The sequence below is a fragment of the Clostridium septicum genome (genome assembly GCF_003606265.1).
Classification (GTDB): Bacteria; Bacillota; Clostridia; order Clostridiales; family Clostridiaceae; genus Clostridium; species Clostridium septicum.
Genome location: NZ_CP023671.1, coordinates 538,138 through 554,371 on the forward strand (window position 1 = coordinate 538,138; position 16,234 = coordinate 554,371).

At 26.7% G+C, this 16,234-nt stretch carries 15 protein-coding genes and 2 pseudogenes; 4 read left to right on the forward strand and 13 right to left on the reverse strand.

From position 1 onward, the window contains the following. Window positions 1-26: 26 nt before the first annotated feature. From spoVAC to CP523_RS02390, 8 genes are all read right to left on the reverse strand, one after another. On the reverse strand, window positions 27-497 hold the full coding sequence (gene spoVAC, locus CP523_RS02355; protein WP_066673989.1) for a stage V sporulation protein AC: 471 nt from the start codon (window positions 495-497) through the stop codon (window positions 27-29). Window positions 498-686: 189 nt separating this feature from the next. Further along, on the reverse strand, window positions 687-1,442 hold the full coding sequence (sigF, locus tag CP523_RS02360; protein WP_066673988.1) for an RNA polymerase sporulation sigma factor SigF: 756 nt from the start codon (window positions 1,440-1,442) through the stop codon (window positions 687-689). A gap of 9 nt (window positions 1,443-1,451) precedes the next feature. Further along, window positions 1,452-1,889, reverse strand: a complete 438-nt coding sequence (spoIIAB, locus tag CP523_RS02365) for an anti-sigma F factor (RefSeq protein ID WP_120140460.1) — start codon at window positions 1,887-1,889, stop codon at window positions 1,452-1,454. Window positions 1,890-1,904: 15 nt separating this feature from the next. After that, window positions 1,905-2,240, reverse strand: a complete 336-nt coding sequence (spoIIAA, locus tag CP523_RS02370) for an anti-sigma F factor antagonist (protein ID WP_066674084.1) — start codon at window positions 2,238-2,240, stop codon at window positions 1,905-1,907. A 167-nt stretch (window positions 2,241-2,407) separates the two neighbouring features. Next, entirely contained in the window at window positions 2,408-4,705 is a 2,298-nt protein-coding gene (locus CP523_RS02375; protein ID WP_066673984.1) for an AAA family ATPase, read from the reverse strand. Window positions 4,706-4,875: 170 nt separating this feature from the next. Then, on the reverse strand, window positions 4,876-5,550 hold the full coding sequence (gene deoC / locus CP523_RS02380) for a deoxyribose-phosphate aldolase (protein WP_066673982.1): 675 nt from the start codon (window positions 5,548-5,550) through the stop codon (window positions 4,876-4,878). A gap of 132 nt (window positions 5,551-5,682) precedes the next feature. Then, a complete protein-coding gene (locus tag CP523_RS02385; RefSeq protein ID WP_066673980.1) occupies window positions 5,683-6,732 on the reverse strand; it encodes a DNA polymerase IV in 1,050 nt (349 codons plus the stop codon). A 13-nt stretch (window positions 6,733-6,745) separates the two neighbouring features. Further along, complete coding sequence (locus CP523_RS02390) at window positions 6,746-7,696, reverse strand: DUF4003 family protein (protein ID WP_066673975.1); 951 nt, start codon at window positions 7,694-7,696, stop codon at window positions 6,746-6,748. A gap of 217 nt (window positions 7,697-7,913) precedes the next feature. Here CP523_RS02390 and nadA point away from each other — a divergent pair, with 217 nt between their 5' ends. From nadA to nadC, 3 genes and pseudogenes are all read left to right on the forward strand, one after another. Next, complete coding sequence (gene nadA, locus CP523_RS02395; RefSeq protein ID WP_066673973.1) at window positions 7,914-8,822, forward strand: quinolinate synthase NadA; 909 nt, start codon at window positions 7,914-7,916, stop codon at window positions 8,820-8,822. A 2-nt stretch (window positions 8,823-8,824) separates the two neighbouring features. Beyond that, a pseudogene (locus CP523_RS02400) lies at window positions 8,825-10,115 on the forward strand (L-aspartate oxidase). Next, window positions 10,096-10,932: pseudogene (gene nadC, locus CP523_RS02405) on the forward strand (carboxylating nicotinate-nucleotide diphosphorylase). Before CP523_RS02400 ends, nadC begins: the two co-directional pseudogenes overlap by 20 nt. 40 nt (window positions 10,933-10,972) lie before the next feature. Here nadC and CP523_RS02410 read toward each other — a convergent pair. The 3 genes from CP523_RS02410 to CP523_RS16275 form a co-directional block, all read right to left on the reverse strand. Further along, entirely contained in the window at window positions 10,973-11,386 is a 414-nt protein-coding gene (locus CP523_RS02410; RefSeq protein ID WP_066673972.1) for a hypothetical protein, read from the reverse strand. Between the two features lie 165 nt (window positions 11,387-11,551). Then, entirely contained in the window at window positions 11,552-12,142 is a 591-nt protein-coding gene (gene rbr, locus CP523_RS02415) for a rubrerythrin (protein WP_066673970.1), read from the reverse strand. Window positions 12,143-12,619: 477 nt separating this feature from the next. Then, on the reverse strand, window positions 12,620-13,282 hold the full coding sequence (locus CP523_RS16275; RefSeq protein WP_227909586.1) for a hypothetical protein: 663 nt from the start codon (window positions 13,280-13,282) through the stop codon (window positions 12,620-12,622). A 190-nt stretch (window positions 13,283-13,472) separates the two neighbouring features. Here CP523_RS16275 and CP523_RS02425 point away from each other — a divergent pair, with 190 nt between their 5' ends. Further along, entirely contained in the window at window positions 13,473-14,147 is a 675-nt protein-coding gene (locus tag CP523_RS02425) for a hypothetical protein (protein WP_066673969.1), read from the forward strand. Window positions 14,148-14,195: 48 nt separating this feature from the next. On the opposite strand, the gene eam is transcribed toward CP523_RS02425, so the two are convergent. After that, entirely contained in the window at window positions 14,196-15,458 is a 1,263-nt protein-coding gene (eam, locus tag CP523_RS02430; protein ID WP_341402332.1) for a glutamate 2,3-aminomutase, read from the reverse strand. A gap of 175 nt (window positions 15,459-15,633) precedes the next feature. Continuing rightward, window positions 15,634-15,975, reverse strand: coding sequence for a YmaF family protein (locus CP523_RS02435; RefSeq protein ID WP_066673967.1), 342 nt, complete (start codon window positions 15,973-15,975; stop codon window positions 15,634-15,636). Window positions 15,976-16,234 lie beyond the last annotated feature (259 nt).

A 16,234-nucleotide genomic window follows, 5' to 3' on the forward strand; every position in this document is an offset into this window, starting at 1 on the left:
CATTATGACATATTTATATAAAAGTTTTACATAAATACTTTTATAAAATAATATATTATTCCTATAATTACTGAACTACCAATTCCATATACTAAGACTGGTCCTGCAATTGTAAACATCTTTGCTGCAACTCCAAACACAAATCCTTCCTTTTTAAACTCAATTGCTGGAGCTACTATAGCATTAGCAAATCCCGTAATAGGAACTACCGTACCCGCACCACCAAAATTTGCTATTTTATCATAAATACCAACCCCAGTTAATAAAGCTCCTAAAAACACTAAAATTATTGGTAATAATGTTTTTACTTCTTCTTCTGGAAAACCATATTTAAGTAAAAGAAATTGAAAAATCTGCCCAATAGTACAAATAGCTCCTCCAACTAAAAATGCTCTTGCACAATTCTTTACTATTTTAGGTTTAGGCTCTGCTTCTTTTGTAATAGTTTTAAATCTATTAACTATTTGTTGCTCTTTAGCTGAGTGTTTTTTTGCCATAACACTATCTCTCCTTTCTCTACCTATAAAGTTTATTATTCCAAAAAAATTTAATAATAAACTAATTTTAAATAAGTATTATTTTAAAAATAAAAATAGTGCTGTAAAATCAACTTTACAGCACTATTTTAGTAATTCTTTCTAAGTAGTTTAATTTATATTTCATTTTATTTACCTCTTAAATCAACTTCAATCTTGTAATCTATTTCTCATTTGTACTAAAACCTTCTTTTCTATTCTAGATACTTGAACTTGACTTATCCCTAAAAGTTTTGCTACTTGAACTTGAGTCTTATCTTTAAAATATCTAAGCATTATTATTTGTCTCGCCTTATTATCTAAACTTCTTAAAGCTTCCTTTAATGCTATTTTATCAATCATGTCTGTATCTTCTTCACATTTTTCACTTAGTTTATCGATTAATAAAACTGGAGCACCATCATCTTGGTGAATCGTATCATAAAGGTATTGTAAACTATTTGAAGATTCTATTGCAAATAATATTTCTTCTTTATCTACACCAGAAAACTCTGACAACTCTTCAATAGTTGGATCCCGATCCAACTTTTTTGTTAACTCTTCTTTATCGAAATGTAATTTTCTAGCTAAGCTTTTTACATTCCTACTAACCTTTATCATTCCATCATCTCTTATGAACCTTTTTATTTCTCCTATAATCATTGGTACTGCATAAGTCGAAAATTTAACGTTAAATTTAGAATCAAAATTTTTGATTGCTTTAACTAATCCAATAGAGCCTATTTGAAATATATCCTCATAGTCATATCCTCTATTTAAAAATTTTTTACTAATTGAAGATACTAATGGTAAATTCATTTCTATAACTCTATCCATAGCTTCTTTATCGCCAGCTTTAGCTAGAGGTATTAATTGTGAGTTATCGTCATAATTATATTCCTCTCTTCTTAAAATTCCATTCTCCATAAACTCCACCTAACTTACCGTATTAAATTTTTTCTTCATTACAACTTTAGTTCCAACTCCTTCTTTACTTTCAACCTCTAAACTGTCCATAAATGACTCCATAACTGTAAATCCCATACCTGATCTTTCTAATTCAGGCCTTGATGTATAAAGAGGTTCCATTGCTTGTTCTACGTTACTTATCCCCCTTCCTGAATCCTCAATTGTAATGACTACTTCTGCCCCTACTATATATGCTTCTATTTTTATTATGCCCTCTTTTCTATTTTCGTAACCATGAATTATGGAATTTGTTACCGCTTCTGAAACTGCCGTCTTAACATCCGTTATTTCTTCAACTGTCGGGTCTAATTGTGATACAAACGCAGCTACTGCAACCCTTGCAAATCCTTCATTTTCAGATTTACTCATTAATTCTATACTTATTTTGTTATCTACATCTATCATTTTTAAACCCTCCATTTAAATGCATTCCATTGCTTCATCTACACTACAATAAGAATCTATAATCTTATACATACCTGAAATTTCAAATACTCTATTTACAGTTCTATTAACATCTGCAACACAAAGTTTTCCTTCTCTATTTTGCATTTTCTTCAGTCTCCCAATTACCACCCCAATTCCTGAACTATCCATAAATGTAACACCATTAAAATTTAATATAACTTTTTTTATGTTATCCCTATCTATTCTATCATCTATCTTAACTCTAACTTCTTCTGCACTATGATGATCTAATTCTCCCATTAAGCTTATTATTAGTTTGTCCATATTTTTATCAAATTTTAAATACATATAAGCCACTCTAAAGAACAAATAACTTTAGAGTAATACACCTCCCTTTTCCTTCTTTTTCCATAATTTTAACATATTAGTTTATTCATAGTCAAATATAAAAATTACTATTTTAAATAATATACAAAAAGGTAGTTTAATTATTTTAATTAAACTACCTTAATTTATTACTCATTTGAATCTATATTTTCATATTTTTTAATTTCTTCTTTTATACTTTCAAAAAATTCATCTATTGTTTCTCCATCGTCAAGTATCATTGTTTCTATTGCATCATCTAAATTTTCCATAGTATATATATGGAATTTTCCATTTTCTATGGCATCTTCAACTTCTGGTATTAATATTAATTCATCTTTGTTACTATTGGGAATAATAACCCCTTTACCATTTTCATCATTCAACAATCTACATATTTTATAAAACCCTTCTATCTTTTCATTTACTCCACCTATAGCCTGAACTTCACCAAATTGATTTAAAGATCCCGTTATTGCTATATTTTGTCTTATAGATCGTTTGCTTATTGCTGATAAAATACATACAGCCTCTGCTACTGATGCACTATCCCCTTCTATTAATCCATAAATTTGCTCAAAGCTTAAATGAAAATCAACTGGCAATGTTTTATATGGATCTAATATATTGTTTAATAATCCAGTTAGAATATTTATTGATTTTCCATGAATTTTACCACTTAAATTACTTTCTTTATGAATGTCTACTATCTTTCCAGATCCTTTATAGGCTACACAGGTTATTCTCATTGGTTTTCCAAAAGAGTTATAGCCCGTATCTAAAACAGCTAGTGCATTTATAGCTCCAATTTTTTTTCCTGTTATAGAGATTAAAATTTTGTTTTCTTTATACATTTTAGAAAATTCTTTTTCCATCCTCTCTTCTTCATATGCTATTTCAATTATATCCTGTTTAGTTATTATATTAGAATTTTTTTCTTTTGCTAAGTCATTTGATAAAATCATTAATTTTTCTATATCATAATCATCTACATTTATTTTATTTCTATTGCTAGCTTTTCTTGATAAATATTTTAATACTTCTCGTATTCCTTCATCCTCTACATTCATAAGATCATTTTCTTTAATTTTCTCTTTAATATAATTTTTTATATATAAATTGGTGTTTTCTGTAATATTAATTATATTATCAAATTCAGCTCTTAAAGAAAATAGTTTTCTAAAATCTTCATCTGCATTATATAAAGTATCATAAGTTTCGTAATCTCCAATTAAAATCACTTTAACATTCAACTCTATAGGACTAGGTTTTAAACCATTTATAGGCATTATTTCTGGATATCCTTTTGAAAATTCATAATTTAATTTACCTGTCATTAAAAACTTCTTCAAATAATAATAACTATAAGGATTAGTTGCTAATGAACTTACTCTTATAATTAAACAACCTTCGTTTGCTTTTATTATAGATCCTGGATTAATTAATGATATATCCGTAGTATAAATTCCGTTTTTATTCTCATATTCTATATTCCCCATAAGGTTATTTATACTTGGATCATCCTCATAAATAACAACTGGACTAGTATTCAAGCTATTATCTACTAAAACTCTAACTTCATATTTGTTTATTGCTCTATATAGTTCTTCCTCATCATCTTCTATACTCATGGTATAACATCCTACTATATCATTTTCTATTTCTACAAACATTCTTTCTAAATATTCATATATATTATCATCCTCTATAAATTCAAGTAATATTTCATCCTTTATATCTTCCATTTCATTTTGTAGAAAATCATAAAACATACTTTTTAATTTTTTAATTGATGTTACTTCTATATCTTTTAGCTTTTCTAATATTCCCTCTGCTTTCCTTTTTAATAATGAAGCTTTTGTCACTATTTCTTCTTTTTTTACTTTCTCTAAATCATCATACTCTTTTTCAGTCATTATCTTTCCAGAACTTAATGGTATAAATGCAAATCCCTTCGTTGTAACTTTTACCTCAAACCCTTCAGCCTTTGCCATATCCATAAGATCTTCAATATAGTCATTCCTTTTACTTTGAATTTCATCTATTAAAGTATCTTTTTCATCATCATTTGAACTAGTATAAAATCCCTCTACTACATCAATGTATGAATTTTTTATTTCTTCAACTGATTTTTTCAATTTCTTTCCATTACCATTACCAACCAAAAGTGCCTCTGGTCTTTTATCATCTTCTAATGTAATATAGCAAATATCTTTTGGAGGTTTTAATCCCTTATACTGCTCCTTTATATACTTTATAAGTTCTTTTAGCTTATACTTTGAAAAGTTTTCTATTAAATATAAATTATATCCTTCTTTATTTATATTTAATGACCTTCTAATTTTTCTATAAGCATCTTTTATTTCTGGGATTTCCTCTTCCTCTTGTAAACTTTCTTTAAACTTAATATCAAATTTTACTTCTTTAAAAGTTAATTCTTTCTTCATTTTTTCCCACTAGAAAACTATAGTATAATCCATAGTTTTATAGAAGCAGTTCCCCCCCTTTATTAGTTGATTACTATATTAATATTCTTAATAACTCATTTTAGGGAACGTTTTTTTATTTTAATTTTAAAATAAAAAAAAGTACGCAATTGCGTACTTTATTTTATTTCTTAGTAATTTGAATTTGAAACTTTTCCTTCACAAATAGCAATTGAAGCTGATGCTCCTATTCTAGTTGCTCCATTTTCTATCATAGTCATCGCATCTTCTTGGCTTCTAACCGCTCCTGATGCTTTAACTCCCATTTCTGGTCCTACAGTTTCTCTCATTAATTTAATATCAGCTGCAGTAGCTCCACCTGTTGAGAATCCAGTTGAAGTCTTAACAAAATCGGCTCCTACTTCTTTTGATAATTTGCAAGCTATAACTTTTTCTTCATCAGTTAATAGACAAGTTTCTATTATAACTTTACTTAAAGCTTTTCCTTTAGCTGCATCAACAACTGCCTTTATATCATTTTTAACATATTCTAAATCTCTTTCCTTAAGCTTTCCTATGTTAATAACCATATCAACTTCAGTTGCTCCATTTTTTATTGCATCTTCAGTTTCAAAAGCTTTAACAGCTGTAGTTGTTGCTCCTAAAGGAAATCCTATAACTGTACAAACCTTTACTTCACTTCCAGCTAACATTTCTGCTGCTTTTTTAACCATTCCTGGATTAATACATACTGAAGCAAATTTATATTCTAATGCTTCCTTACATAACTCTTCTACTTGAGCTTCTGTTGCTTCTGCCTTTAATAATGTGTGATCAATCATTCTTGCTAAATCTTGTTTATTCATATTCTGATACCTCCCTAAAAAACTAAAGATTTACTTTAGTATTTATAATTATAAAATAAAACTCAATTAATTAACAGTATTTTTATGGAATTTATCGAGTTTTTTTTTATTTTTTTCGAATTTTTCGTATATTTATTTAAATATACTTAATTGTTCCTCCGAACTTTCCATAAATGATGAGATAGTCATTCCAATTAGCCTTATTCTGTCCTTAAAAGTTTCTAATTCTATTATTTCACTACTTATTTTAAAAAAATCATCATAATCATTAGTATAATAATTTAATGTTCTACTTCTAGTATGACTTTCAAAATTCCTTGTTTTATATTTAATTGTAATAGTTTTACCTTTGATATTTTTACTTTTTAACTCTTTACTAATAAATAAAGAAAATTCTTTAAGATATAACAATAATTCTTCTTTGTCATTAGTATCTGTTTTTAAGGTTCTTTCCTTACCATAAGACTTTCTATCTCTACAAACACTAATTTCTCTATTGTCTATACCTCTTATTCTATAATATATATCTAACCCATTTTTACCTAAATACTCTACATAAAAATTAATAGGCATTTCATATAACTCACCTATAGTAAAAAATCCCATATCATTTAATTTTTTAACAGATTTTGATCCTAGCCCATAAATTTTAGATATAGACAATGGAAATAAAATTTTAGGAATCATTTCTTTAGTTATTATTTTTACTCCACTTGGTTTATTCCAATCTGATGCTAATTTTGCTAAAAATTTATTATATGATATTCCTATAGATAAAGTTAAGCTTAATTCTCTATAAACTCTTTTTTTAATATACTTTGCAGCTTCTAAACCATTTTTAAAATAACTATTAGTAACATCTAAGTAAGCCTCATCAATAGATAATGGCTCAACTAACTCAGTTACTTCTCTAAAAATTTCAAATATTTTATTAGAAATTTCCTTATATCTATAGTATCTGGATTTTAAATAAATCCCATGAGGGCATAGTTTTTGTGCTATAAATATAGGCATACCTGAATGAACTCCATACTTTCTTGCTTCATAAGAACATGTTGATACAACACCACGTTCACTAATTCCACCTACTATAACAGGCATACCCTTTAAATTAGGATTGTCCATTTGCTCCACTGCTGCAAAAAAAGCATCCATGTCAACATGTAAAATTATTTTGTTCATTCATATTACCTCACTAAGCTAATACTTCGGCAAATATTCCCTTATTCTTTGACTGTATAAAGCAATATACACCATGAGCTAATAACTCATCCATATATCTTCTTTTCTCAGAAACCATACAAAAAGCAACTATTGAAATTGCAATTATAGTTCTAAAGCCTTTATCCATATAATATTCATATTCTGCTTCTTCTTCACAAAGTGAATCTATAACACCTTCTACTATTTCTACATTTTTTCTTGGAGTTAAATTAGATACTACTCCTAAAACGGGTAAAAATTGCTGTGCAATTTTTAAATCCCTTTTTTCTAATTGAAGTATAAACTCAATAGTTCTATACATATCACCAGATGATCCATTTAGTATAATAGCATTGCCTAAACCTTGTATTCCATTTTTAGATTTAATTTGTAAAGATGACATTTGATCATAAACAACTTCAATAAATTCATCTATAGTTTGTACATCAATATCATTTAATGCCCATAAAGCACAAACTAAATAATCATCTTCTTGAGTTATATTATAGTATTTCTCTTTTAATATAATATAAACATCTTTAATTTTTCTAATAATTTCATATTTGTCTTTATTTCTTCCATACTTTGCAACAACAAATGATGCCAATACTAAATGATCACACTCTTTAAATCCTTCTTCTATAAGCAAATTCATTATATCGTAAATATTATTAACTAATTCTTTTTCTTTTCCCTCTTCTAATGCTATAAGCAATGACAACATATATAATATATCTCCTCTAAAAGGTGATACTCTTGAAGATGTAGCTTTTATATATTTTCGTATTTCTTTTACTCTCTCAACAGGTATTTCTTTTTCATAATGTGCATAAACTAATGACGCAAAATGATTTAATAAGTCACCATCATTTCTTAAACTATCCTTTGCTTCTCTATAATTTTTAATTGTCAACTGTATTCTGTCTTGGAGAATTTTTTCCATAAAACTTTTTCCTCTCCTTTATTCTTAGAATATTTAATTATTCTCCTATATTATACTATAAAAATTGTGTCAATTTCATAACAAAATATTTACTTCTTTCTTACAGTTTTCCTAAAAAAAATATTTTTTTCTATTAATGGGTTGATATGTAAAATATCAAATATTAAACTTACGTATATACACTTGTAAAATTTTAAGGAAGGACGTATAAAGTTTAATGGACCTAAAAAAAGAAATTCTAAAGCTAAAAAAAGAAAAAAATGCTCTTATTTTAGCCCACTTTTATCAATCTGATGAAATACAGGAAATAGCAGATATAGTTGGTGATTCTTATTTCTTAAGTAAAAAGGCCTTAGAATCCAATGCTGATTTGATAGTTTTTTGTGGTGTAAAATTTATGGCTGAAAGTTCTAAGATACTTTCTCCAAATAAAAAAATTCTTATTCCTAATAATGATGCAACTTGCCCTATGGCTGATATAGGCCTTTTAAATAAACTTAATGAACTAAAACTAAAAAATCCTAATGCAAAAGTAGTTACTTATATAAATTCTAATATAGATATAAAAGCAAATTCCGATGTATGTGTAACATCCTCATCAGCAAAAGACATTCTAGATAATATTTCTGAAAAAGATACTATCTTTATTCCTGATAGAAATCTTGGGTCATACCTTCAGGAAAAGTGCCCTAATAAAAATTTTATTTTATACCAAGGCTTCTGTCCTACTCATGAAAGAATAGATGTTGATGAGGTTCTTGAATTAAAATCAAAATATCCTAAATTTGAAGTTCTTTCTCATCCTGAATGTAGAAAAAAAGTAAGGGCTCAATCTTATTTTATTGGAAGTACCTCTGAAATTATAAATTATAGTGTAACTTCTAATTCAGATGGCTTTATAGTTCTTACAGAAGAAGGAGTTTTATATCAAATGAAACTTAATAGTCCTAATAAAATATTTATATCACCTGAAAATAAGATAATTTGTCCTAATATGAAAATGATAACCTTACAAGATCTTTATAACTGCATATTAAAAGAAGAGTTTGAAATTAATTTAAATGAATATACTAGATTAAAAGCTTTAAAATCTCTTAAAAATATGCATATTCTTTCAAATAAATAAAAATGATTAAAGACTGTGACGTTTTAATCATTGGGACAGGTATTTCAGGACTTTATTCTGCTCTAAACTTAAACTCTAATTTAAAAATAATATTAGTTACCAAAGATACTTTACTAAATTGCAATAGCTATTTAGCTCAAGGGGGGAATATCTACAGCTTTAAATTCAAATGATATTAAATCATTTCAAGAAGATACTATTTTAGCTGGTAATTTTAAAAATGATCCTAGTGCTGTTAAAATATTAACAAAAGAATCTCTTTATAACATTAAAAATCTTATAAATTTAGGTGTTAAATTTGATACTTATGAAAATAATCTTCACTATACTAAAGAGGGTGGACATAAAACTAATAAAATTGTACATGTTAAAGATCAAACTGGTAAAGCTGTAATGGAGATACTACTAAAAAAGGTTTTATCTAGAAAAAACATAACTATTCTAGAAAATACTAAACTAATAGATATAATAAAAAAATCCCGTTGTATTGGAGGGTTATTCTTATCTAATAATATTTATTTTAATATTTATTCAAAATTCACTATTTTAGCTACTGGTGGCATTGGTGGATTATTTAATTCATCTACTAATGTAGAATCTTCAACTGGTGATGGACTAGCTATTGCATTTAATCATGATATAGAACTAAAAGATATGGAGTATCTTCAATTACATCCAACTGTTTTATACGAAAAAGATAAGAATGGAAATAAGCTACTTTTATCGGAATCTCTTAGAGGTGAAGGTGGTAAAATACTTAATCTAAAAAAAGAAGCTTTTATAACCCCCCTTCTACCAAGAGATACTGTTTCTAAAGCAATATTAAAAGAAATAGAAAAATCTAATTCTAAACCCTATGTATATTTAGATATGCGCCATTTAGGAAAAGATTTCCTAAATTTTAGATTTCCTTATATATATAATAAGTGCTTAGAAAAAGGATATTCTCTGGATAAACAGCTTATTCCTATTTCTCCTGCTCACCATTACTGTATGGGAGGTATTAAAGTCAATAAAGATTCAGCTACTTCACTATTAGGTCTTTATGCTGTAGGAGAAGTTAGCTGTACTGGTGTACATGGTTCTAACAGACTTGCTAGTAAATCTTTATTAGAGGCTCTTGTATTTTCAAGGAGATGTTCATTAAATATTAATAGCCTGATTAACAAGATTACTCCTTTAATATCTAACTTTTCATTTAATATAGAACATAAAGATATTACACATGATAACTTTATAAATTTTTTAAAAGGAAAGGCTGATAATAGATATAATGAATTATTTATTAATTGATAAAATAATAAAAGATGCTCTAAACGAAGATATTCCTTTTGGTGATATAACTACTAATTCAATTGTGAAAGATGATAGCTTAGCAACTGCCTCATTAATTCTAAAGGAAAATGGTGTTATATGTGGATTACCTATTTTTAATAGAGTCTTTGAGATACTTGGTAATGTAGAGTTTTTTCTATTTGTTAATGAGGGAGATTATTTAAAAAAAGGCAAAAGAATTGGGATTTTAAAGGGTAATGCCCAAAATATACTTTTAGGTGAAAGAGTAGCTCTAAACCTTCTTCAAAGAATGAGTGGAATTGCTACTATTACTAAAGCCTTTATCACTAAAATTGAAGACTTAAATACTAAAATATTAGATAATAGAAAAACAACTCCTAACTTAAGAATATTTGAAAAATATGCTGTTAAAATAGGTGGTGGTTAAAATCATAGATACTCATTATCTGATAGTATATTAATTAAAGATAATAATATAGGATATGCAGGTAGTATAACTAAAGCTATTGAACTTGCAAAATCTACATCTTCTTTTGTTAGAAAAATAGAAGTAGAAACTGAAACTAAAGAAGATGTTCTAGAAGCTTTAAAATCTGGTGCTGATATAATTATTTTAGATAATATGCCTGTTGAAATGGTTAGAGATATGATTAAACTAATTAATAACAAAGCTTTAACTGAATGCTCTAGAAATATGAACCTAAATACCATCAGGCACTATGCAGAAACTGGAGTAGATTATATATCTGTTGGCTCTTTAACTCATTCATTTAATGTGCTAGATATTTCTTTAAAAGATTTTAAACCTATCTAAAACAATTAAGCTAGGAGATTAAATCTTCTAGCTTATATATTTATTCTACTTGAGTTAAAAGTCTTTTCATAACGTCTCTAAGTTTAGGTTCTCCTAGTTCTTCATGAGCTATTACCATAACTAGTTTAATATCATTATCTGATTCGTCAAGCTTATAAGCTTTAATATCTATTAATGATTCATCTGGACAAAACTCTTCTATATCAGTAGCTAACTCCTCTGCTAAAGACAAATACTCTTCAAATAATTCATCTTCACTTAATTGATTTAAATCATAATCATCTTCCAATACCTCTCTTAATATTCCAATATCTATACTTAAATTAAAAGCAACTATGTCTTCTCTTTTGGAGCCTTTACTCATATCTTTTACTATCCTAAATTCTGAATTATCTACTATAGTGTTTCTTACTTCCTCACTATCTACTACTCTTCTACCAAATGCTATGTACATGTATTCATCTCCTACTAATTATTTTACTAGTATTATACATCATAAGTTTAATATTAATAAATATTATTTTCTTAATTAAATAAAAAAGACTCTATACAAGTAGACATTTTTTATATGTGTCTATCTATATAAAGTCTCTTTTAATAAAGATATTAAACTTTCTTATTATTCAAATAATGAAGTTGCAAATATTAAAAAATAGCCTTGAGGATGGCTACAAACTGGACATACCTTAGGTGCTTCTTTTCCTTCATATATAAATCCGCAATTAGTACACATCCATTGTACTTCTTCCTCTTTTTTAAATAAACTTCCATTTTCCAATTCTATAGCAAATCTTCCAAATCTATCTCCATGAATTTTTTCTATTGTAGCAATTTTATTAAAATGTGATGCTATTAATGTAAAACCTTCTTCTTTTGCTATTTCTCCAAATTCTTTATATACTTTATCCCATTCTTCATATTCATTATGTTGTGCTGCCTTTAATGCTTGTAAAGTATTATTATAAACATCAACTGGATATTCAGCAGGCCCTACACCTATATTTTGTCCTGAAAATTCATTTAAAGCCTCATAATATACTTTTGCATGAGCTCTTTCTTGATCTGCAGTATAATTAAAAGCCTTCTCTATAATATTTAAACCTTCTTTTTTAGCTATTCCAGCGGCTATATTATATCTATTTCTTGCTTGACTTTCACCTGCAAATGCTCTCATTAAATTCTCTTTAGTTTTACTATCTTTTAATTCCATTTTATATCACTCCTAATAATTTAATAAAGTTCCTATTTATTTTGCCCTGACTTTCAAATTTATATTATTATTATTTTATGCTATTATAATTTCAAAATGAAATTTAACACTTTTTATATTTAAATAACAAATTACTAATATTATTTGTAATAAAAACAAATATTTTATTAATTATTCTGTTTAGTGATAAAAAATTTAACAAATTAAAAATTTCATATTTCCCTTAACTCTTCATTTATTATTTTATATTTAATATACTAATATTATAAAATATATTGGAGGGATAAATATGAAAGAATTAAAAATATTATTCTCAAAATTCATTACTTCCTTTAGAAATTATATGAATAGAACTTACCATTATTAAAATTAAAAATATTTTCTTAAATATACTTGCTTAATAATAAAAACTTCTAGAGAAAATTCTCTAGAAGTTTTCTTTTAAAACAATCATTTCCTTGTTTTATACTTATTTAATTACCAACAAAAACATAGTAATAATATTATCCAAAACCAACCACCACAGCCTCCGAATCCGTTTCCAAATCCTCCGCCACAACCGCCACAACCGCCGCAACCACCACAGCCACCGCAGCCACAACCACAATCATTACAACATGGTAAACATGGACTTACACTTCCATTTTTATCAAAAATAAATGTTAACTTAACGGTTTTGCTACAATCTGTTATATACATTTGTGGATAGTTATATAATATTTGTGAAATTATCGGACTAAAGGATCTTATTATTATTGCATAATGTTTTTCTTTAGAACAAGAGCAACAACACATTGATGTAAAATCTTCATTTAATCCATAGTTACAATCATAATTGCAATTATCAAAATCACAATAACAGCAATCATCGTCATTTTGTGGACAATTACAAGGATTGCTATCCTTTACTAAAATAGGTTGTGATAATGCAAATAAGTTATCACAAGGTACACTCGGTGCTTCTAATACTTCGTCACAGCACTTTACTATAAAGTTAATCTTAATATCGTTGCCATATAGTGCTTTGGGTAGATTCTCTCTTATTTTTTCTCCACTACACTTGCAATCTGGTTTGACAATTATATTATATTCAGCTGGTGTGCATCCTTGAGGAGATACTAATTCTAAACATACTTTCATTGGTATAGCCTCCATTTATCTTAAAGTTAGTTATATTACATACTATGAAAAATATCTTCTTTTGTTATTAGCTCTTTATATTTTTATTTTTCTACTATTTAATGTTATATTTTAAAATTAATATTTATATTAATAATTAGTATGGTAATTTTTCTTAATTAAGAAATTCCGTAATGAAAGGAGTAATTAAATGTCCAATAAAAAATTTTCTTTTTTAAAATATTCTAATGAAAATATTGAAGCTGAGAAAAAAGGAGACTATCCAATAATAGATCCTACTGTAATAGAATTTTTATCTAAAGAATTTCCACATCTCACTGAAAATATAATAGACTCTTTAATGAATATACAAAAAACTCTAGAATCATCAATAGACTCAATTGAAGATAAATCTAATGAAATAATAAAATCTGATAGAAATTTTTCTTTAAGTGGTAAATATAGATCTTCTGCTATTAGACTTCATGAAATTAGTATGAGTATAGATAAATATATTAAATGGGCAAAAGAAGAAATTAAAGATAGTAATATTATTAAAGATGAAAACTCTAACTTTAAAGATTCACTAAATAATATCTCTAATAATGAAGATAAATTATATATACATGATGATTTTACTGGTAAACACCCTAAATCTTTTGAATTAGATAAATTCAATATATTAGTAGAAGGTTGGGAAGATTTAATAATGAATACTGCTGATATACTTATAAAAAACTATAAACATAATAAAGATCTTAATACAATTATTTCTGAGATAAAAACTGAAGGTAAAAAATCTATTGAAAATGATTTTAGAGACACTTTAATAGAAATGCTAACTGAATATAAAATAGATCCAAAGAAATATATTATTAAACTTTAATTTGTAAAAGGTGAAGCTGGAAAACTTCACCTTTTATACTACTATCTATTATCTATTTATTAATAAACTTTTAAAATCTTTAGTTTCATGGTCAGAATACTCTATTACTTCACCTTCCCAAGTTCTTATAGTTACATACCCCTTTCCCCTTGAAATTAAGTACTGTGGAAGTATAGGTGTTTTACCTTTTCCTCCTGGTGCATTTACTATAAATGTTGGAATTGCAAGTCCTGATGTATATCCTCTTAAATATTCCATTATTTCTATTCCATCATCAATGGAAGTGTTAAAATGAGTTGTCCCCTTTACGTGTTTTCCATGAAATATATAATATGGTCTAACCCTTATTTTTAATAGTTCTTGATTTAATAGACGCATTACATATTTATCATTATTTATCTCATTTAATAATACTGCTTGATTTCCTAAAGGAACACCTGCATTTGCAAGCTTTTCGCAAGCATTTTTAGTTTCAGATGTTATTTCTAATGGGTGATTAAAATGAGTATTTATATATATTGGATGATATTTACTTATTATTTTTACTAAATTATCTGTTACTCTTTGAGGCATTGTTACTAAAGTTCTTGTTCCAAGTCTTATTATTTCTACATGATCTATTTTTCTTAGTTCACCTAATAACCAGTCTAACATTTCATCAGATAATGTTAATGAATCTCCTCCTGTTATTAATACATCTCTTATTTCTGGATTTTCTCTTATATAATCAATTGACTCTTGAAGCTTATTTGTTGATTTATGCTTATCTACAGCTCCTATATTCCTTCTTCTTTGGCAATGTCTACAATACATAGCACATTCGTTAGTAACATTTATAATAAGCCTATCTGGATATCTTCTTGTAATACAACCTGCTGGATTAGTAAACTCCTCTTTCATAGGATCTAATTCTCCATCTGTTTCAAGCTCAATACCAAGTGGTAATGCTTGTAACCTTATTGGATTAAACTTATCTTCATCAATTAATGAAAGATAATATGGGGTAATTGCCCATCTATATTTTTTACCTACATTTTTTATAGCCTCAAATTCACTATCTTCTAATTCTATAATCCCCTTGACAACGTCTACATTATCTATCCTATTTTTCAGCTGCCACTTCCAATCATTCCATTCCTTTTCACTGGCACCAAAATAATTTAATATTTTATTTTTTCTTTCTTTTATTTTTAAAATTTCATTTTCCCTTAATCCACATCTAATTAAGTCTTTTACATCTAAATAATCTTGAATATTATTTCTTAATTTTTCTGCTCTTTCTAAAGATATTTTTCTTTGATAATTTTCCACAATATAGCCCCCTTTTTATCCTCTCTTTATTATATTTTACTATATATTTTATAAATTTCCAAATTAATATATGGATTGATTTATTTTTTAAATTAAGTAAATAAAAATAAGGTAGCCATAATATTACTTTTATCCTTATAGAAATTATGACTACCTATATATTTTATTTTTTATCTTAACATCTTACACTATTTCCTATAGGATTTTCTATCAAAGTTGCAACTATAAATTGATGTTTATGACCATCACTCATCTCTGTGCATGCATAAACAAAGTGTACATGTCTACCATTACCTACTGGTATTGGTGGACCTGTAATTATATTAATCTTATGAAAGTGATTATTAAAAAAATCTGTTTTTGTGCATATACGATGTCTATGACCACATTTTGCGGGAATAACTTCTCCAGAAACTCCTGCAAAACGATGATTATGAACATCTTCACCAAATTCGGCTAATTTTACACTTCCAACAAATTCATGAACATGAGTTTGTGTTGATTCAGAACATAACATAATTTAAATACCTCCTATTTTTCTAATACTATATAATATTAATAATATGTCAATTTGGTTACTATATATTTCTTATGAATCATTATAGATTTTTATTATTGATTCAACTTTTAAATGAGAGTTATAAAACACGTCTTTGTGTAAGCATATTTTGCAAGTAATTATTTATTTACCAATTTTCTTTTTGAGTAAATAAAAAAATACCGCATACTCATTTCGAATAATACGGTATTTCAATTTATTAATTATAAGAAATTAA

Excerpts from the sequence above, each read along its gene's own strand:
- CP523_RS16275 (WP_227909586.1), bottom strand. The coding sequence starts at position 13,282 with ATGAAAGTATGTTTAGAATTAGTATCTCCTCAAGGATGCACACCAGCT.
- rbr (WP_066673970.1), bottom strand. The coding sequence starts at position 12,142 with ATGGAATTAAAAGATAGTAAAACTAAAGAGAATTTAATGAGAGCATTT.
- CP523_RS02390 (WP_066673975.1), bottom strand. The coding sequence starts at position 7,696 with ATGGAAAAAATTCTCCAAGACAGAATACAGTTGACAATTAAAAATTAT.
- CP523_RS02375 (WP_066673984.1), bottom strand. The coding sequence starts at position 4,705 with ATGAAGAAAGAATTAACTTTTAAAGAAGTAAAATTTGATATTAAGTTT.
- CP523_RS02425 (WP_066673969.1), top strand. The coding sequence starts at position 13,473 with ATGTCCAATAAAAAATTTTCTTTTTTAAAATATTCTAATGAAAATATT.
- spoIIAB (WP_120140460.1), bottom strand. The coding sequence starts at position 1,889 with ATGATAGATGTAGATAACAAAATAAGTATAGAATTAATGAGTAAATCT.
- nadA (WP_066673973.1), top strand. The coding sequence starts at position 7,914 with ATGGACCTAAAAAAAGAAATTCTAAAGCTAAAAAAAGAAAAAAATGCT.
- spoIIAA (WP_066674084.1), bottom strand. The coding sequence starts at position 2,240 with ATGTATTTAAAATTTGATAAAAATATGGACAAACTAATAATAAGCTTA.
- CP523_RS02385 (WP_066673980.1), bottom strand. The coding sequence starts at position 6,732 with ATGAACAAAATAATTTTACATGTTGACATGGATGCTTTTTTTGCAGCA.
- spoVAC (WP_066673989.1), bottom strand. The coding sequence starts at position 497 with ATGGCAAAAAAACACTCAGCTAAAGAGCAACAAATAGTTAATAGATTT.
- CP523_RS02435 (WP_066673967.1), bottom strand. The coding sequence starts at position 15,975 with ATGTTATGTTCTGAATCAACACAAACTCATGTTCATGAATTTGTTGGA.
- sigF (WP_066673988.1), bottom strand. The coding sequence starts at position 1,442 with ATGGAGAATGGAATTTTAAGAAGAGAGGAATATAATTATGACGATAAC.
- CP523_RS02410 (WP_066673972.1), bottom strand. The coding sequence starts at position 11,386 with ATGTACATAGCATTTGGTAGAAGAGTAGTAGATAGTGAGGAAGTAAGA.
- deoC (WP_066673982.1), bottom strand. The coding sequence starts at position 5,550 with ATGAATAAACAAGATTTAGCAAGAATGATTGATCACACATTATTAAAG.